This window comes from Saccharothrix texasensis (genome assembly GCF_003752005.1).
GTDB lineage: Bacteria > Actinomycetota > Actinomycetes > Mycobacteriales > Pseudonocardiaceae > Actinosynnema > Actinosynnema texasense.
The window spans coordinates 7411095-7428910 of the sequence record NZ_RJKM01000001.1 but is presented as its reverse complement, the minus strand read 5'-3'; the positions used below and the strand labels follow the sequence as shown (position 1 = coordinate 7428910).

18 protein-coding genes are annotated in these 17816 nt (G+C 72.3%); 9 read left to right on the top strand and 9 right to left on the bottom strand.

What is annotated here, in order from left to right; translation table 11 throughout:
* Positions 1-3 precede the first annotated feature (3 nt).
* Positions 4-627, top strand: a complete 624-nt coding sequence (locus EDD40_RS33400) for a DUF4230 domain-containing protein (protein WP_123746453.1) — start codon at positions 4-6, stop codon at positions 625-627.
* On the opposite strand, the gene EDD40_RS33395 is transcribed toward EDD40_RS33400, so the two are convergent.
* Positions 611-1279: a TetR/AcrR family transcriptional regulator gene (locus EDD40_RS33395; RefSeq protein WP_123746452.1), complete on the bottom strand. Its 669-nt coding sequence runs from the start codon at positions 1277-1279 to the stop codon at positions 611-613. The two genes, EDD40_RS33400 and EDD40_RS33395, sit on opposite strands and share 17 nt — an antisense overlap.
* A 106-nt stretch (positions 1280-1385) precedes the next feature.
* Between EDD40_RS33395 and EDD40_RS33390 the strand changes: the two genes are divergently transcribed.
* Both EDD40_RS33390 and EDD40_RS33385 read left to right on the top strand, forming a co-directional pair.
* On the top strand, positions 1386-1976 hold the full coding sequence (locus EDD40_RS33390) for a DUF4386 domain-containing protein (protein WP_123746451.1): 591 nt from the start codon (positions 1386-1388) through the stop codon (positions 1974-1976).
* A 119-nt stretch (positions 1977-2095) separates the two neighbouring features.
* The gene (locus EDD40_RS33385; RefSeq protein WP_123747970.1) at positions 2096-3094 is read left to right on the top strand and encodes an IS481 family transposase; all 999 of its coding nucleotides are present in this window, start codon (positions 2096-2098) and stop codon (positions 3092-3094) included.
* Here the strand turns inward: EDD40_RS33385 and EDD40_RS33380 are convergent.
* The gene (locus EDD40_RS33380; RefSeq protein WP_123746450.1) at positions 3091-3303 is read right to left on the bottom strand and encodes a hypothetical protein; all 213 of its coding nucleotides are present in this window, start codon (positions 3301-3303) and stop codon (positions 3091-3093) included. The two genes, EDD40_RS33385 and EDD40_RS33380, sit on opposite strands and share 4 nt — an antisense overlap.
* Positions 3304-3575: 272 nt before the next feature.
* Here EDD40_RS33380 and EDD40_RS33375 point away from each other — a divergent pair, with 272 nt between their 5' ends.
* Entirely contained in the window at positions 3576-4478 is a 903-nt protein-coding gene (locus EDD40_RS33375; protein WP_123746449.1) for an RluA family pseudouridine synthase, read from the top strand.
* Here EDD40_RS33375 and EDD40_RS33370 read toward each other — a convergent pair.
* Together EDD40_RS33370 and EDD40_RS33365 are read right to left on the bottom strand one after the other, a co-directional pair.
* Positions 4475-5044, bottom strand: coding sequence for a DUF305 domain-containing protein (locus EDD40_RS33370; RefSeq protein WP_123746448.1), 570 nt, complete (start codon positions 5042-5044; stop codon positions 4475-4477). The genes EDD40_RS33375 and EDD40_RS33370 overlap by 4 nt on opposite strands.
* Before the next feature lie 89 nt (positions 5045-5133).
* Positions 5134-5874, bottom strand: a complete 741-nt coding sequence (locus tag EDD40_RS33365) for a lytic polysaccharide monooxygenase (protein ID WP_123746447.1) — start codon at positions 5872-5874, stop codon at positions 5134-5136.
* 533 nt (positions 5875-6407) lie between these two features.
* On the opposite strand from EDD40_RS33365, the gene EDD40_RS33360 reads away from it, so the two are divergent.
* A complete protein-coding gene (locus EDD40_RS33360; RefSeq protein WP_123746446.1) occupies positions 6408-7250 on the top strand; it encodes an alpha/beta fold hydrolase in 843 nt (280 codons plus the stop codon).
* 42 nt (positions 7251-7292) lie between these two features.
* Here the strand turns inward: EDD40_RS33360 and EDD40_RS33355 are convergent, their stop codons facing one another.
* Positions 7293-8360, bottom strand: coding sequence for a glycoside hydrolase family 19 protein (locus tag EDD40_RS33355; protein ID WP_123746445.1), 1068 nt, complete (start codon positions 8358-8360; stop codon positions 7293-7295).
* Between the two features lie 171 nt (positions 8361-8531).
* Here EDD40_RS33355 and EDD40_RS33350 point away from each other — a divergent pair, with 171 nt between their 5' ends.
* The 3 genes from EDD40_RS33350 to EDD40_RS33340 all read left to right on the top strand — a co-directional run bounded on the left by EDD40_RS33350 (position 8532) and on the right by EDD40_RS33340 (position 10713).
* Positions 8532-9314: an AraC family transcriptional regulator gene (locus tag EDD40_RS33350; RefSeq protein ID WP_123746444.1), complete on the top strand. Its 783-nt coding sequence runs from the start codon at positions 8532-8534 to the stop codon at positions 9312-9314.
* Positions 9315-9432: 118 nt separating this feature from the next.
* The gene (locus EDD40_RS33345; RefSeq protein WP_148088977.1) at positions 9433-10065 is read left to right on the top strand and encodes a hypothetical protein; all 633 of its coding nucleotides are present in this window, start codon (positions 9433-9435) and stop codon (positions 10063-10065) included.
* A 138-nt stretch (positions 10066-10203) separates the two neighbouring features.
* Positions 10204-10713, top strand: a complete 510-nt coding sequence (locus EDD40_RS33340; RefSeq protein WP_123746442.1) for a carboxymuconolactone decarboxylase family protein — start codon at positions 10204-10206, stop codon at positions 10711-10713.
* On the opposite strand, the gene EDD40_RS43850 is transcribed toward EDD40_RS33340, so the two are convergent.
* Positions 10706-12181: an alpha/beta fold hydrolase gene (locus EDD40_RS43850; RefSeq protein ID WP_246037998.1), complete on the bottom strand. Its 1476-nt coding sequence runs from the start codon at positions 12179-12181 to the stop codon at positions 10706-10708. The genes EDD40_RS33340 and EDD40_RS43850 overlap by 8 nt on opposite strands.
* Positions 12178-13044, bottom strand: a complete 867-nt coding sequence (locus EDD40_RS33330; protein ID WP_123746441.1) for an LLM class flavin-dependent oxidoreductase — start codon at positions 13042-13044, stop codon at positions 12178-12180. The genes EDD40_RS43850 and EDD40_RS33330 overlap by 4 nt, the downstream gene beginning before the upstream one ends.
* A gap of 169 nt (positions 13045-13213) precedes the next feature.
* Here EDD40_RS33330 and EDD40_RS33325 point away from each other — a divergent pair, with 169 nt between their 5' ends.
* Complete coding sequence (locus EDD40_RS33325) at positions 13214-16105, top strand: glycoside hydrolase family 9 protein (RefSeq protein ID WP_123746440.1); 2892 nt, start codon at positions 13214-13216, stop codon at positions 16103-16105.
* A gap of 291 nt (positions 16106-16396) precedes the next feature.
* Here EDD40_RS33325 and EDD40_RS33320 read toward each other — a convergent pair whose 3' ends face one another.
* Together EDD40_RS33320 and EDD40_RS33315 are read right to left on the bottom strand one after the other, a co-directional pair.
* Positions 16397-17128: a maleylpyruvate isomerase family mycothiol-dependent enzyme gene (locus EDD40_RS33320; protein WP_123746439.1), complete on the bottom strand. Its 732-nt coding sequence runs from the start codon at positions 17126-17128 to the stop codon at positions 16397-16399.
* A 9-nt stretch (positions 17129-17137) separates the two neighbouring features.
* A complete protein-coding gene (locus tag EDD40_RS33315) occupies positions 17138-17806 on the bottom strand; it encodes an alpha/beta fold hydrolase (RefSeq protein ID WP_123746438.1) in 669 nt (222 codons plus the stop codon).
* Positions 17807-17816: the final 10 nt, after the last annotated feature.

Sequence of the window (17816 nt, the reverse complement as noted above, 5' to 3'; positions counted from 1 at the left end):
GGCATGAAGTGGCGCATCGGTGTGGCGGCGGCGGTGCTGGTGGCGGTCGGGGTCCTGGTGGCGGCGGTGTTGGTGGTGCCCCGGTTGTTGACGGGCACGGACACGATCGACCGCAGCCAGCCGGCGTTGTTGCAGTCGTTGCGGGACCTGAGCCAGTACCACGCGTCGGCGGGCGAGTTCCAGGTGGTGCTCGACATCGAGCGCGACGTCCGGTACGTGCCGTCGGCGCTGGCCGGGCAGCGGACGCTGTTCGTGGCGGCCGGGACGGTGAACGCCTACGTCGACTTCGGCGGGTTGGCCGAGGGCGCCTTGGAGGTGTCGCCGACGACCGCGTCCGGCGAGGCGCGGAAGGTCCGGCTGGCGCTGCCCAAGGCGGTGCTGGACAAGCCGAACCTCGACCAGGAGCGGTGCTACGTGTTCGCGCAGGAGCGCGGGCTGTTCGACCGGCTGACGTCGTTGGTGCAGACGCAGGACCAGCAGCCGTTCTACGTGGCGGCGGAGCAGAAGATCTCCGACGCGGCGCGGGAGTCCGGGTTGGCGCAGCGGGCGGAGGACAACACCCGCAAGATGCTGACCGGCATGTTCGGCGCGCTGGGCTACCAGGTCGAGTTCACGAGCGTGGACTGACCTCGGCCGGGAGCCACCCCGCCAGGGCGTCGAGGATCACGCCGAGCCCGAACGGGAACTCGTCGGCGAAGTCGTTGCCCGGTCGCAGGACGTGCTCGGTCGCCATCTCCACGAGGTGCGGGTACTCGTCCTTCTCGAAGTGCGCCATGATGTCCGCGGTCACGTCCGTGGCGGAATCGGGGCCGTTGAAGGGGAGCGCGGCCTCTTGGAGCGCGAACCCGTACACGTAGCTGTCCAGCAGGGCGTAGGCGTGGGCGGTCATGGCGACCGAGAAGCCCGCGCGGCGCAGGGTGCCGATGGTCGCGTCGTGGTGTCGCAGCGTCGCCGGGCCGGGCGCCTTGCGCGACTCCAGCAGACCGATCGCCCACGGGTGGCGCTTGAGCACGCCACGGGCGGAGTTCGCCCGCTTGACCATCTCGTGCCGCCAGTCGCCGCCGGGCGTCGGCAGCTCCATCCGGGCGAAGACCAGGTCCACGATGCCGTCGAGGATCTCGTCCTTGTTCTTGACGTGGTGGTAGAGGGACATCGGCTTGACGCCGAGGGCGTCGCCGAGGGACCGCATGGTCAGCCCCGCGATGCCGCCCGCGTCGGCGATGGCGACGGCGGCGCGCAGCACGCGGTCCCGGCTCAGCGGTGCTCCTGCCTTCGACATCCGACCTCCGTGGTGGCGGTTGCGCGATGGGCGACGATCGCGTACTTAGTAAGGTACCGTCTGCCTTACTAAGTAAGTCCAGCACCGCAGGCGAAGGGGAAACCCCATGTCAACGAGAGCCATCGACCGGGCCATGGGGGCGCTGTTCCTCCTGGCGTTCGTCGCGTACGGCGCCGGCACCGCCCTGGTCGGTTCGGGGTCGGGCACGCGGGTGGCCGCGGGAGCCCTGCTGATGCTGGTGAACTCCGCCGTCGTGGTCGGCATCGGCGTGCTGGCCTTCCCGGTGCTGCGGCCGCACGGCGAGCTGACCGCGCACGCGTACCTGGCCGGCCGGGCGGTGGAGGCGGCGCTGTTGGCCGTCGGCGTCGTGTTCGTGCTGCTGCCGGCGTCGGCCGGGGTGGGCGCGGCGGGCAACCACTACAGCTACCAGGTGGCGATGATGGCCGTGGGCGCCGTGGGCGTGCTGTTCTGCCGGGTCCTGCTGCGCGCCCGCCTGGTGCACCGCGCCATCGCGGTGTGGGGCGTGGTCGGCTACGCCGTCTTCCTGCTGGGCGCGGTCCTCGAAGTGCTCGGCTACGGCGTCGGCGTGGCGCTCTCCGTCCCGGGCGGCCTGTTCGAGGTAGCGCTGGGTGTCCTGCTGATCGCCAGGGGCTTCGCCCGGTCCGAGGTCGACCGGGAACCGGCGCTGGCGGGCTAGCTGTACTGCCCTGAGAGGTTGTGGACACCGGGACACGTAGTCGGATGATGTTGGAATGAGGGAGGGCCTCCGGGTTCGGTGTGGATTGCGACGTCTACACCAAGCCGACGGAGGCCCTCGTGACCCACGCTAACGCACCGCTGACTCCGGTGGGCAGGCTGCGCTTGGCCCGGTGTGTCGTGGACGAGGGCTGGCCGTTGCGGCGGGCGGCCGAGCGGTTCCAGGTCTCGCCGAGCACCGCCGCCCGTTGGGCCGGCCGTTACCGCGAGCTGGGCGAGTCGGGCCTGGTCGACCGTTCCAGCCGACCGCACCGCAGCCCGCGCCGGCTGCCCACCCGCCGTGAACGCCGGATCGTGAAGGTCCGCCTGGCGCGGCGGTGGGGTCCGGCCCGCATCGCCTTCCTGCTGGGGCTCAACCCCTCCACGGTGCACCGGGTGCTGCGCCGTTTCGGCCTGGCCCGCCTGGCGCACCTGGACCGCGCCACCGGCCGGGTGATCCGACGTTACGAACACGTCGCACCCGGCGACCTGGTGCACGTCGACATCAAGAAGCTCGGCAACATCCCCGACGGCGGCGGCCATAAAGTCCACGGCCGGCGGGCCGGCGGGCGCAACAGCTCCGCCCACCGCGACCCGACCAGGCCGCGCAAGGTTCACGGCCGCCCCAACCTCGGCTACTCCTACCTGCACAACGCCGTGGACGACCACAGCAGGCTGGCCTACACCGAGATCCTGCCCGACGAGACCAAGGAAACCGCCAGCGCCTTCTGGACCCGGGCACAGGCGTTCTTCCAGGCGGCGGGGGTGGTGGTGAAGCGGGTGCTGACGGACAACGGCTCCTGCTACCGCTCACACCTGTGGCGAGACACCCTCACCGACGCGGGCATCACCCACAAACGCACCCGCGCCTACCGACCCCAGACCAACGGCAAGGTCGAACGCTTCAACCGAACCCTGCTCGACGAATGGGCCTACGCCGAGGCATACCGCAGCGAAACCGAACGACGAGCGGCACTGCCACGATGGCTGCACACCTACAATCACCACCGCGGCCACACCGCACTGGGCGGCCAACCACCCACCACCCGCGTCCCCAACCTCACAGGACAGAACAGCTAGCGCATCGTCGCGCCGCCCGCCCCGGCCAGGGCGAGGACGGCCTCGTGGTGCGCGGAGGGGACGGGGTGCTGCGCGAGCCGGTCGCGCGGACCGATCAGGAGGACCTTCCGCCGGGCCGCGGGTTTCCGCTGCCGCAGCGCCACCACCCCCGGGGCGAGGAGGCCGGCCGCCGGCGCGGTGAGGAGGATGCCGCCGACGAGCGCGAGCACGTCCCCGTCGGCCCGCGCCCGGCAGCAGGACCCCGAAGAACGCGGGCAGCACCGCCGTGCCGAACCCCCTGGACCAGGGGTTGAGCCGGACCACCTCGACGAACTCGCCGTACCCGTGCCGCCCGGCGACCTCGACGGCCTCGGCCCGGGTGCCCGCCCGGACCGGCGTGCCGCCGCGTCGCCCTCCCCCGTCACGGGCCCGCGATCACGTCGACCGCCAGGGTGCCGGAGGACACCGGGCCCCGGTCCGGAACGGCGTATGCTGCCCGACGATGAGGCGCAAGCTCCGGCCGCCGCTGGACCAGCGGCACGGCCTCGACCCGGCACGGCTGCGGTTCCCCGACGACGGGCCGTGGACGACGGTCCGCGACCACCTGGTCGACCGGTTGCCCCGGGTCGCGCCCGAGCGGATCGACCTGATGCTCGCCGAGGGCCGCGTCTACGACCTCGCCGGCCCGATCGCGCCGGACGCCCCGTTCACGCCCGGCGGCGCGGTGTGGTTCCACCGCGACCTGCCCGACGAGGTGGCGGTGCCCTTCGAGATCCGGGTCGTGCACCGCGACGACGCCATCCTCGTGGTCGACAAGCCGCACTTCCTGGCCACGATCCCGCGTGGCAAGCACGTGGTCGAGACGGCGCTCGTCCGGCTGCGCCGCGACCTCGGGCTGCCGCACCTGAGCCCCGCGCACCGGCTGGACCGCGTGACCGCCGGCCTGGTCATGTTCGTGGTCGAGCCGACCCTGCGCGGCAAGTACCAGACCCTGTTCGCCGACCGCGCGGTGCGCAAGGAGTACGAGGCCATCGCGCCGCACGACCCCGCGCTGACCCTGCCGGCCCGCGTGAGCAGCCGCATCGTCAAGGTCAAGGGCGTGATCACCGCGCAGGAGGTGCCCGGTCCGCCGAACGCCGAGACGCGGGTCGAGCTGGTCGAGCACCGCGCCGGCTGGGGCCGGTACCGGCTGCTGCCGCTCACCGGCCGCACGCACCAGCTCCGCCTGCACATGGCCTCGCTGGGCGTGCCGATCCGCAACGACGACTTCTACCCCGTCCTGCGCGAGAAGCCCCTGGACGACTTCACCGACCCGCTCCAGCTCCTGGCGAAGGTGCTCGAGTTCACCGACCCGGTGACGGGCGAGCACCGTCGCTTCACCAGCGGCCTCGGGCTCGACCTCTAGTCCAGGTAGCCGAGCATCTGCGCGATCTGCGCGGTGCGGGACTGGAAGATCCGCTCCGCCAGGTCCTTCGCCTGCGGGTTGACGCCGCCCTCCTTCTCCAGCTTCGCCATCGCCACCGCGTTGTGCTGGTGGCCGATGAGCAGGTTCAGGAACGCCTTCTCGAACTCGCCGGCGCCGGTCGCGGCCAGTTCGGCGATGGCCTCCGGGCTGGTCGAGTGGTCGCCGCCGTGGCCGGCGTGCAGCTGCGGGTTGTCGCCCGCCGTCTCCGGCTGCTCCCAGTCCGCCAGCCACTTCGTCATCGAGTCCACTTCGGACAGCTGGGTGACCTCGATGGCCGCGGCCAGGGTCTTCACCTCCGCGCGCACGGGGCCGTCCTTGGCCAGGCGCGCGATCTCCAGCGCGGCCCTGTGGTGCGGCACGGACATCTGGAGGAACATCACGTCGGTTTCGTTGAACTCGTCGGTCTCCACCACGGTCGACACGGGTGGCGGCGTCGCCGCGGGCGTGGCGGAGCCGCAACCGGCCAGCACGAGCACGCCGGCCACCAGGGCTGCGAGGCGTCGCAAGGTCGTCCTCCTTCACCGGACGGCCCGCCCGCGCCGTCACAGGGTCGGCGCGGACGGGCTGCGGTCACATCGGCTCTACGTCAGGGTGTTCAGAGCCGCTGCCACAGGGACGCGGTGTTCGGCGGCTCCCAGCCCACGAGGGACGTGTGGGCTTGGATGCAGCGGTAGCCGACGCCGCCGTACGTCACCTGCGAGCCGACCGAGTAGGCGGTGTTGGGCGCCCACGTGCCGCCCACCGGGGGCGCGGTCGTGGTCGTCGTGGGCCGCGTGGTGGTGGTCGGCGTGGTCGTGGTGGTCGGCGTGCCGCCACCGGAACCCACCTGGAGGTCGACGCACGAGTAGAACGCCATGGGCGTGTCGGCGATGTTCCAGACCGCCAGCAGCTTGATCCGGCCGGTGCGACCGCCCAGGCTCACGTTGTGCGTCACGGTGGCCGCGGGCTGCCGGCCGCCGTCGTTGAACTCGGCGATCTTCGAGCCGCCGACGAAGTACTGCCACGTGGTGGTGGAGTGCCGGGCGGTGAGCGTCCAGTTGAACGTCACGTTGTTGCCCACCGAGGTGGTGGGCCACGCCCGGCTGTCGTCGCTGAGCTGGGCGAACTGGCTCAGGCCGGCGTGGCAGTTGTTCTGCCCCTTGGCCCCTTCCACGCTCTGCGGCTCGTAGACGATCGGGCCGCAGTTCGAGACTCGGCCCTGCGCGCACATCGCTTGCCTGCTGGGCGGCGACGAGATGTAGCCGTGCGCGCTCGCCGTCCCCGCCGACATCACGACGAAGAACGGGGTGATGCCCACGGCGGCCAGTACCACCGCGAGCTTGCGTTTCAGGCTCATGTGTCCAGCTCCTTCGGAGGAGACCCGGAGGGGTCTCCAAGGCAGGGTCCATTTCCGCGGCGGCCGGAACACGCGACGCGTGACGAGCCGGGGACGGTCCGTCACACCACGCGATGTGGTCTAGACCATAATCGTGAACGTCATCCGGGTCAAGGATCTGAACCGACTGGTCCAGCCGCCCGTGACCCCGACTGTGAACGCACCTGCGGGCACGGGACGACCTCGATGCCCGAGCAGGGCGAGCTGGACCGGGCCAGCGCCGACCACGCCGACATAGATGCGGCGGCGGACCGGCAGGCAGGTCGAGGACGCGCGGGGCGCAGTACCGGTCGCTCAGCGCGACCGACCAGGCGGTGCTCGCGACACCCGGTGACACCCCGGACGTCGCGGTGCCGCCGGCGTGGCGCTCGCCTTCGCCCTCGCCCAGGCCGCCTACCGCGAGGCGGGCGTGGTGATCCCGTGAAGATCGCCGCCATCGACTCAATTGGCCCGATCAGTGTGATCCGGCGCCTGGTTGGCCGACACTGAGCTGTATGGAGGAGCACAAGGTCATCGCGGACGACGGCCGCGTGTTGTGGGCCGCCGACTCGGGGCGTGCCGGACCGGGGCCCGCCACACCGGGGCGGGGCGAGCCGCTGGTGCTGTGCCACGGCGGCCCCGGGCTGTGGGACATGTTCGACGGTCTCGCGGAGCTGCTGGCCGACCGGGTCCGGTTGATCCGCTGGGACCAGCGCGGCGGCGGCCGGTCCGAGCGCGAGGGGCCCTACACGATGGCCCGCACGCTGGCCGACCTCGACGCCGTCCGGGTCCACTTCGGACTCGCCAGGATGGCGCTGCTCGGCCACTCCTGGGGTGCGGACGTGGCGCTGCACTACGCGTTGGCGCACCCGGACCGGGTCTCGTCGCTGGTCTACGTCTCCGGCACCGGGTTGGGGCAGGACTGGCGTGCGGAGTACCGGCGCAACCGGGCCGAACGGCCGGCCGGGCCGGCCGTCCCGACCGTCCCGGGCCCGGTCGGGCGGGACGCGGCGGTCCGGCTGTGGACGGCGGACTTCGCCGACCCGGGGACGGCGCGGTGGCGGGCCGAGGAGCCGGCCACGCCGTGGTTCGGCGTGAACGAGGAGGCCAACGCCGCGTTGAACGCCGAGTCGCACGCGTGGGACGAGGCGGAGCTGATCGCGCGCTGCCGCGGCCTGGACGTGCCCACGCTGATCGTGGACGGCGCGGCGGACCTGCGGCCCCGGTGGTCGGTGGACTCGCTGGCCGACGCGCTGCCGGACGTGGCGCGGGTCGTGCTGCCCGGCGCGGGCCACGTGCCGTGGGTCGAGTCGCCGGGGTCGTTCGGGTGGGCCGTGCTCGCGCACCTGGACCGGTGACGCGGGACGGGGGCCGCCGCGCGACCCCCGCCACCACGCCGCTCAGCAGTACAGGTTGGCGCCCGCGGGCACGCCCAGGATGCCGACGAACCGCTGGTAGGCGTCGACCCGGCTCTGGACCTGCGCCGGGTTGCGCCCGCCGCACTCCAGCGACCCGTTGATGCTGCGGATCGTCTCACCGAAGCCGTACCCGTTGACCATCGCGTTGTGCGGGGTCATCGTGCCCGGGCCGGACTGGGTGTTCCAGTACCAGAGGGCGGTCTTCCAGGCCACCGAGGCGTCGTTCTGCACCAGCCACGGGTTGGTGAGCAGCGGCAGACCCAGCGCGTCGCCCGCCGCCTTGTAGTTGAAGTTCCAGCTGAGCTGGATGGGACCGCGGCCGTAGTAGGCCGCCTGGCCCGCGGGGCAGCCGTAGGGCTGGCCCGGGTCGCAGTAGTGCGGGTAGTTCGCCTGGTTCTGCTCGACGATGTGGACCAGGCCGCCGGTCTCGTGGTTGGCGTTGGCCAGGAACGCCGCCGCTTCCTGCCTGCGGACGGTGTCCGAGCCGGTCTTGGCGAAGCCGGGGTACGCGCCGAGCGCGGCCGTCAGCCCGGAGTAGGTGTAGAACGGGTTCCGGTTCGGGAACATCTGCTGGAACTGCGCCTCGCTCACCACGAAGCCGCCCGGCACGGGCGTGCTGGTCGTGGTGGTCGGGGTCGACCCGCAGTCGTGGGGGTTCCAGTACCAGGTGCTGATGATCGGGTCGTAGCCCGGGTTGTCGTGCTCGGCGATGTAGTACCTGCCGTCGGTGTAGCGCACGATGCTGCCGGCGGTGTACCACTGGCCCTGCACCCACGCCGGGTAGTCGCAGGCGGGCGGCGGCGTCGTGCCACCGCCGCAGGTCCCCTGGTCGGCCCAGACCGCGGCCGAGCCGGGGGTCTCGTTCTGGGTCCACCACTTGGCCTGCCAGTTGTGCCCGGAGTGCGACGCCGACATGCCGACTGTGTAGACGGCCGACGGGGTCCACGCGGACGCACAGGCGGCCGCGGCGGCGGTGTTGGCCACCACGACGGTCAGCGCCGCCCCGACCACGAAAGCGGCGATCGCCGCCACTGCGCGGAATCTCGACACAAAGATCCCTCTTTTCCGTTCGAGCGCCCTCGGACGTGTGATGGGGGCCACTCAACCGGAAATGGTCTACACCAGTCAAGAGCAAAGGCGAATCCCTCGCACATTCCATGGGAGCGCTCACACGGACGTGTTGCCGACCATCGCGGGTGCGACGCGACCGCCGGTGTTTCAATGGGCGGCGTGCAGTGGACGCGGTACTGGCGCGCGGCGGATGAGCCGGTCGAGGCGATGCACGCGCACTTCACGTCGCACCGGTACCACCGGCACAGCCACGACGCCTACTCGTTCGGGGTGACCGAGCAAGGGGTGCAGGCGTTCCGGTGCCGGGGCGGCGCGCACACCAGCGCGGCGGGCGAGGTGCTCGCGTTCAACCCCGACGAGGCGCACGACGGCCGCACCGCCACCGAGGACGGCTTCACCTACCGGATCGTCCACATCGGACCGTCGCTGGTCGCCGAGCTGCTGCCGCGGCTGCCGCTGTTCCGCGACCCGGTGGTGCACTCGCCGGCGCTGGCCGACGCGTTGCGCCGCCTGCACACCGTCCTGCAGGACGGCCACCTGGCCCGTGACGAGCACCTGATGCGCGCCGTGCTGGCGATGGCGTCCCACGTCGTGCCGCTGCCCACGACGACCGGGCCGCGGGGCGACCCCTCCGCCGCGCGCGACCTGATCGAGGCCCACCACGCCGACGACGTCACCACCGAGGAGCTCACCAGGACGACCGGCCTGAGCAGGTTCGCGCTCTACCGGGCGTTCCGCGCCGAGTACGGCCTCTCCCCCAGCGACTACCAGCGCCAACGCCGCCTGCGCGCGGCCAGGCGGCTGCTCGCGGACGGCCGTTCGGCGGCCGATGCGGCGGCGCTCGCGGGCTTCGCCGACCAAGCCCACCTGACCCGGTGGTTCCGCCGCTGCTACGGCATTACCCCCGCCGTCTACGCCCGCTCTGTGAGCTGAGTCACAGTGCGGAACGTCGGGAGCCACCGGCCGTCCCCTGGGTGGTGACGCGATCGCGTCGGGGGAAACAGGTGCCACGAGGTGTCTTCGTGGTGCCCGCCAACAGGGGGAAATCATCGTGGTGAAGGCATTTGCGCCCGCGCTCGCGCTCGTCGCGGCCGTTCCGGCGCTGTGGGGAACGGGTGCGGCGGCCGGCGCGGGGGACGTGGTGAGAGGGCCGGACCTCAACGGCGACGGCCGCGTGGACCGGGTCGTGGTGGGGGCCGTCGCGGACGCCCCGGAGCAGCAGGAGCTCGTCGCCGTCGTCCGCGGCGTCCGGTTCACCGCCCGGATGCCGCTGCACAGCTTCATCGGCGTGCGGCCACTGCGCTTCGCGGACGTGGACGACGACGGCCGCGACGAGGCGGTGGTGACCGAGTCCGTCGGGGCCAACACCGAGCTCTTCACGGTGTGGGGCTTGGGCGAGGCGGGTCTGCGCGCCGTCACCGAGGCGGACGGCCGGCCGCTCGTGCTGGCGGAGGGCGGCGGGGTGAGCGCGATCAGCGGGTACGGGTGCGAGGGCGTCGGCGACGAGCGCCGGCTGGTCGTCGTCCGCGGCGAGGTGGTGTGGTCCAGCGACCCGTTGGTGTACGCGGGTGAACGCGTCGCCCACAGCGTCCGCGACGGCGTCGCCACGGCGACCGCCACCACGCCGGTGCTCGCCGGCCGGGACGCACCGGCCTACCGGGTCGACCCGGGGTCCTGCGCCTGACGCGCGTCCGGACGCGGACCACAACGGCCGTACGGGTGAACGAGGGCGGCGATCCGGGTGAGCCCTTCACATAACTGTGTTGTGTTTTCGTCCGATCGCCCGCTCGACCGGGTGTCACGCGCTGGGGACACTGATCACATGCCGCACATCGAGTTGGACAACGCCCTGCCCGGGATGGCCGGGTTGATGAACTACCGCCCCGAGACGGGCCGCCCGCTCAGCGAGCTCACCGAGGTGCTGTTGCGCGGCCCGAGCGACCTGACCCGCGGCGAGCGCGAGCTGATCGCCACGCACGTGTCCGAGTTGAACAAGTGCAAGTTCTGCGCGGGCTCCCACGGGGCCTTCGCCGCCGCGCAGCTGCCCGAGGACTACGAGCACACGCCCAAGATGGTGGCGTTGCTCGACATCGCCACGGCGGTGACCGACAGCGGGCGCGCGGTGACGGCCGAGCTGGTCGCGAAGGCGAAGGAGAACGGCGCCACGGACGTCGAGGTGCACGACACCGTGCTGATCGCGGCGATGTTCTGCGCGGCCAACCGCTACGTCGACGGGCTGGCCACGTGGGCGCCCGACGACCCGGAGGCCTACCAGCGGATGGCCGAGAGGATCGTGCCCAACGGCTACACCTCGATCATCGGCATCAGCTGACGCGCCGGAACTCCGCCCACCACCGGTTGCCGGTGCGGTCGACCAGCACGGCGCGGAGGTCCTCGTCGGCGTACGACTCGACCTCCGCGCGCACCAGCGGCCACGGCGGGCCGGCCACCGGCTCGTCGTCGTCGCGGGCGTGCGCCAGGAGGACGAACGTGCCGCCGGGCGCGACGAACCGGCGCATGGCCGCGATGGCCGCCGGCCGCACGTCGGCGGGCAGCGCCTGGGCGATCAGCACCTCCACCACCACGTCGAACGCGCCCGACCACTCGGCGGGCGGGTCGAGCAGGTCGGCCACCACGAACCGCGCGGCCGGGAACCGCTGCGCCGCCACGCCCACCGCGGTCGGCGAGATGTCGAACCCGAGGGTGTCGAACCCCAGGCCGGCGAGGAACCCGGCGTCCTGCCCGTACCCGGCGCCGACGACGAGCGCGCGCCGGCCCGTGCCGTCCACGTCCTTGAAGCGGTCCAGGATCAGCTGGTGCGGTTCGTCCCGGTGCCACGGCACGTCCACCTCGCCGCGGGCCGCGGCGGCGTAGAGCCGTTCGAACGCCGTGCCCGCGTCCACCGAGCCGAGCCGCCGGATCCGGGCCAGCACCTCGTCGCGCCCGGGCTCGGCCGAGTCGGTGTGCGCCACGATCGCCGGGACGACCACGTCCCACACGCCCGGCGGCAGCTCGTGCCCGCAGTCCTCCAGCAGCAGCAACGTCGCGCCGGGCACCTCCCGCGCCATCGCCTCGCCGTGCCCCGGCGGGGTCAACGGGTCCACGTCGCCGTGCACGACCAGCGTGGGCGCCGCGATCGTGCCCAACCGGGACCGCCACGACTCGATGTGGCCGATCCCGAAGTGGTTGCGGCTCGCCGCGATGTCCCGCGCCCGGTCGAACACCCGTCCCGCCGCCGCGCGCGCCGCGGCCGCGTCCACCGGCCGCCCTCCGGCGTAGGGCCGGTCCGCCGCCACCAGGTGCTCGACCACGGCGTCGCGGTCGGTCCAGTCGGGCGCGGGCGGCGCGCCGGCGGCGAAGTGCTCCAGCAGCGCGGGCGACATGGGTGGCAGGTCCGGCGCGCCGGGACCGGCCGGGCTGGTGGCGATCAGCGTCAGCGTCGCCACCCGGTCGGCGTTGTCGAGCGCGAGGAGCTGCGCGAGGCCGCCGCCCATGGAGATGCCGACGACGTGCGCCCGCGTGACCGCCAGGGCGTCCAGCACGCCGACCGCGTCCGCCGCGAGGTCCGCGAACCCGTAGCCCGGCTCTCCCGGCGGGTAGGTCACCGACCGCCCGGTGTCGCGGTGGTCGTACCGGATGACGTAGCGCCCGCCGTCGGCCAGCCGCGCGCAGAACCCGTCGGCCCACGACAGCATCGACCCGGTCGCGCCGGCGACGAGCAGCACCGCCGGGTCCGCCGGCGTGCCGAAGGTCTCCACGCACAGGTCGACGCCGTTGGCCTTCGTGATCCACCCGGTCACGTGCCCACCGTAGCGCGCGCGACCAGCTCGGCCTGCCGGAAGCGGTCCTCGGTGAAGGGCATCGCGACCACCCGGTCCGCACCCGCCTGCGCCAGCCGCCCGAAGTGGTCGCGGGCCCGCTCGACCGACCCGGTCACCAGCACCTCCCGCGCCTGCTCCTCGGTCAGCCCGTAGTCGGTCATCGACCGGATCCGGTGCTCCACCGCCGCCGGGGGCACGTCGCCCAGCGCCACGCCCACCCCGACCGTCACCCCGCACACCGGTCGACCGTGCTCCTGCGCCAGCTCCCGCAGCCGCGCCACCCCCGTCGACACCGCCCGCGACGGCACGAACGCCGGGTACCAGTGGTCGCCGAACCGCGCCGCCCGCCGCAACGCGGCCCTGCCCCCACCGCCGACGAGCACCGGCGGCATCACCGCGCCCGGCGACAGCGCGACGTCCGCGCCGTGCACCCGCGCCGCCCGGCCCCGCACCAGGTCCGGCAGCACGGCCAGGGCCGCGTCCGTCCGCCGGCCCCGTTCCGCGAACGGCACGTCGACCGCGCGCCACGCGGCCTCGCCGTGCGCCTCGCCGCCGCTGCCGACGCCGAGCAGCACCCGTTCCCCGGACAGGTGCTGGAGGGTCGCGACCTGCTTGGCCGCCCAGGCGACCGGCCGCAGCGGCAGGACCATCACGCCGAACCCCAGCTTGATCCGATCGGTCGCGGCGGCGACGGCCGCGAGGACCAGCGTCGCGTCCAGGAACGGGGTCACGGGGACCAGGTGGTCGCCGTGCCAGACCGACTCCAGCCCGAGCCCCTCGGCGTGCCGTGCGTGCGCCACCGGGTCGGTCCCGAACCCCGGCAGGGTGATCCCGACGTCCATCAGTGCGGCTCCACCATCATGCTCACAGCGTGTGACCTCCAGTTAACTGGAGGTCAAAGTCAGTCTTGTGAATGTGCGAGGGGTCACTCTAGAGTCCCTGGGAGCGCTCCCAGGGAGCGCTCCCAGAAGCGTCGTCAACCGTCAGAGCAGACGGAGGAGACCCAAGTCCATGAGATCGCTTCCTTCTCCCCGGTGGCGCCGCCAGGCCACCGCAGCCCTCGCACTAGTGGCGGTCAGCGGCGCGCTAGCGTCCGGAACGGCCTACGCGGCCGACTACGAGAGGCTCGTCAACGGCTCGTTCAACGCCGGCTCCGCCGACCCGTGGTGGGCCAGCGCGGGCGTGTCGAACCGCGTCACGAACGGCGAGCTGTGCGCCACGGTCACCGGCGGCACGGTCAACCCGTGGGACTCCCTGATCGGCCAGAACGGCGTGCCGTTCGAGGCGGGCCAGTCCTACACGATGTCCTTCGACGCCTACGCCTCGGTCGCCAGGCCGGCGGCGGCGGTGGCCGGTGAGGGCGTCAGCCCGTACCGGCAGATCGCGAAGCACGACGTCGCGCTGACCACGACGAAGCAGCACTTCACCTTCACGTTCACCTCGGAGCTGGACTTCCCGGACGCGGGGCCCGGGCAGGTCACCTTCCACCTCGGCGCGCAGGCGGCCGACACGACGGTCTGCGTGGACAACGTCTCCCTCGTCGGCGGCGTGAAGCCGCCGGGCGGCGACCCGGCCAACCCGCCGAAGAAGATCAACGTCAACCAGGTCGCCTACGTGCCCGGCCTGCCCAAGCAGGCCACGCTGACCTCGGACGCGCTGACCGCGCAGACGTGGGCGCTGAAGAACTCGGCCGGCACGACCGTGGCGACCGGTCAGACCGTGCCCAAGGGCTCCGTGGACCCCGAGTCGGGCGACTCCACGCACCTGATCGACTTCTCGTCGTACGACACCGCGGGCACCGGCTACACGCTGACCGTCGGCACCGAGACGAGCTTCCCGTTCGACATCGCGACGGACCAGGTCAAGAAGCTGCGCTACGACTCGCTGGCGTACTTCTACCACAACCGCAGCGGCATCCCGATCGAGGCGCAGTACGTGGGCGAGCAGTACGCGCGCCCCGCCGGTCACCTCAACGTCGCGCCGAACCAGGGTGACAACAACGTCCCCTGCCTCGCGACCATCACCTGCGGCTACACGCTCGACGTGCGCGGCGGCTGGTACGACGCGGGCGACCACGGCAAGTACGTCGTCAACGGCGGCATCTCGGCGTGGCAGGTGCTCAACACCTACGAGCGCGCGAAGCTGATCGGCGACGCCGCCGCGCTGGGCGACGGCAAGCTGAACATCCCGGAGAAGGCCAACGGCGTCCCGGACATCCTGGACGAGGCCCGCTGGGAGGTCGAGTTCCTGCTGAAGATGCAGGCGCCCGACGGCATGGTGCACCACAAGATCCACGACCAGAACTGGACCGGGCTGCCCCTGCTGCCCCACCAGGACCCGCAGGCCCGCCGGCTGTCCGCGACCAGCACGGCCGCGACGCTGAACACGGCCGCGGTGGCGGCCCAGGCGGCCCGCATCTGGAAGACGATCGACCCGACGTTCTCGGCGAAGGCGCTCGCGGCGGCCACCAAGGCGTACGCGGCGGCGAAGGCGAACCCGAACAAGATCGCCGACCCGAACGACGGCACCGGCGGCGGCTCCTACAGCGACGCCACCCTGACCGACGAGTTCTACTGGGCGGCGGCGGAGATGTTCGCCACCACCGGCGAGTCCACCTACCGGACCGACCTCACGTCGTCGACGCACTACAAGGGCAAGAGCCTGACCACGCGCGGCTTCGACTGGGGCTCCACCGGCCCGCTGGGCGACATCACGCTGGCGCTCGTGCCCAACGGCCTGCCGGCCGCGGACGTCACGGCGATCAAGTCGGCGTTCACCGCGGTCGCGGACTCGCTGCTGACCCGGATGGCGGGCCAGGCGTACCCCGCGCCGTACCAGCCGGTCGAGGGCTACGACTGGGGCTCCAACGGCCTGGTCGCGAACAACATCTCGGTGCTCGCGCTGGCGCACGACTTCACCGGCGCGGCCAAGTACCGCGCGGGCGTGTTCCAGGGCCTGAACTACCTGCTCGGCCGCAACCCGATGTCGTACTCGTACGTCTCGGGCTACGGCGACCAGGCGGTCAAGAACGTGCACCACCGGCACTGGGCGAACCAGCTCGACCCGACGCTGCCGAACGCGCCCGCGGGCGCGCTCTCCGGTGGCCCGAACAGCGCGCTGCAGGACCCGATCGCCGCGCGCCTGCTCACCGGCTGCAAGGCCCAGAAGTGCTTCGTGGACCACATCGAGGCGTACTCGGTCAACGAGGTCACGGTCAACTGGAACTCCGCGCTCGCGTGGATCGCCAACTGGGCGGCCGAGAAGGTCACGACCGCCCCGCCGGTCGACACCACCGCGCCGTCGACGCCGGGCACCCCGGTGGCGTCGGACATCACCACGACGGGCGCGAAGCTGACGTGGACGGCGTCCACCGACGCGGAGAGCGGCGTCAAGGAGTACGACGTCATCTCCGTCGAGGGCGACGCGCTGCGCGTGGTCGCCACGGTCACCTCGCCGTCGGCGACGCTGACCGGGCTGCGGCCCGACACGGCGTACAGCTTCACCGTGGTGGCGAAGAACGGCGCGAACCTGCGTTCGGCCATGTCGCCGCAGGCGAGCGTGCGGACCAAGCCGGACGTGGTGGCGGGCTACTGCAAGGTGACCTGGCAGGCGTCCTCGTGGTCGACCGGCATGTCGGTGAACGTCACCGTGACGAACACCAGCGCCCAGGCGTGGAACGGCTGGAAGCTCGAGTTCACCATGCCGGGCAACCAGAAGATCACGCAGGGCTGGTCGGCGACGTGGGCCCAGTCGGGCCAGGCGGCGTCCGCGACGAACCTGTCGTGGAACCGCACGCTGGCGCCCGGCGCGTCGGCGGGCATCGGCTTCAACTCCTCCGGGTCGGGCTCGACGACTCCGCCGACCGACTTCCGGGTGAACGGGAACCCCTGCACCACGGGGTGACCTCGCAGCACGGACGGTCCGGCGCACGGACCTCCGCATGACCGGTGGCGGGGTTCCCACGAACCCCGCCACCGCCCACTCCGAGAGTCCAACGTTCACGGCGCGAGAGTCCAACGCTCGGAACGCGAGAGTCCAACGCTCAGACACCCTGAGTTCAACGCTCGGGCATACCCACCGGTCTGCCGAGTGTTGAACTCAGAGGTCCTGGACGTTGGACTCTCGCGTCGTGAGTGTTGGACTCTCGCGCTGTGAGGGTTGGACTCTCGTGCTGTGAGCGTTGGACTCTCGGGGTTAGGGGTTGGTGGAGGCGTTGCGGGAGCGGCGGTTCGGGGGTGGTGGGTCGACGACGACCTTGACCACGGCCTTCAGCCGCTCCACCGTGCCGCGCGGCGGCGGGGCGGTGACGCGTTCGCGCAGCAGCGGCAGCCCGTCGCCCGTCAACGCGTCCAGCCCCACCGCACGGCCGCTCATCGCCAGCACCAACGACTCGGCGTCACCCCGCACCACCGCGCCCGCGCCCGACACCCAGCCGGTGTCCACGGCCTCCAGCCGCAGTCCCGCCAACCGGGAACCCAGCGCGTAACCCGGCGACGGTTTGGCGGCCAGGTGCTGGAACGCCACCCACAGCCGGTCCTCCGGCACGTCCCGCCCGATGCCCAGCGGCACGCGGATGTCGTAGTCGTGCAGCACGATGTCGGTCAGCACGGGGTCGTAACCCGAACGCGGGATGGTGGTCCTCGACGTCGACCACCGGCGCAGCCGGGCGGTGAGCTCCGACGTCGGCAGCCGGGCGGCCTTGGCGGTCAGCTCCCGGTTGAGCCGGTCGAAGTCGGCGGCCATGGACACGATGCCCCAGTAGATCTTGAGCTGGCCGAACCTGAGGTAGGTGGTCAGGTGCGCGCCGACGTCGTGCACGGTCCACCCCGCGGACAGGCTGGGCGTGGCCAGTTGGCCCGCGTCCAGCCCGTCGAGGAGGTCCGCCATCCGCCGCCGCTCTTCAACGAGCATGTCGTGGACCTTCATCCGTCCACGCTAGGGCGTGCGATCGATCACACTGTTATCCCGGCTTGCGGACTTCAACGCGGACAGGAACCGCTCCGGCGCGTCGCGCAGCACGTTGTGCCCGGCGGGCCACGCCTCGACGTGCCAGGTCGGGTCGTCGCGGAGCCGTTCGTGGGTGGTGGCCAGCGGGCTGTCCGGGAACTCGGCCATGAACAGGTACCGGCGGTCGGTGACCTGGTCGACGGCGCCGGTGATCGACGCCCGTTGCAGCAGGGTGGCCAACGGGTGGTGCGTCGCGCGCTCGTCGAAGATCGGCAGCGGGGCCGTGGCGAACCCGTCCCCCGCCGCCCCTTCGACGTACCACTTGCGCCAGTCGCCGTGCACGATGTCGTACGCCGACTCGCCGTCACGCGGCACGAACGCGTCCACGTACACGAGCGTCGCGACCCGGTCCGGCGCGCGGTCGGCGACGACGGTGGTCACCATGCCGCCGTAGCTGTGCCCGACGAGCACGGCGTCCCGCAGGTCGTGCCGCTCGAACAGGTCCAGCACCTCGGCCACGTGGTCGTCCAGGTTCACCCGTCCGGTGCTCAACGTGACCGCGTGCACCTCGTGGCCCTCGGCGCGCAGCCGTTCGGAGATCGGGTCGTAGTACCAGCCGCCGTGGCAGGCGCCGGGAATGAGCACGTAGGTCGTCATGGCCACCACG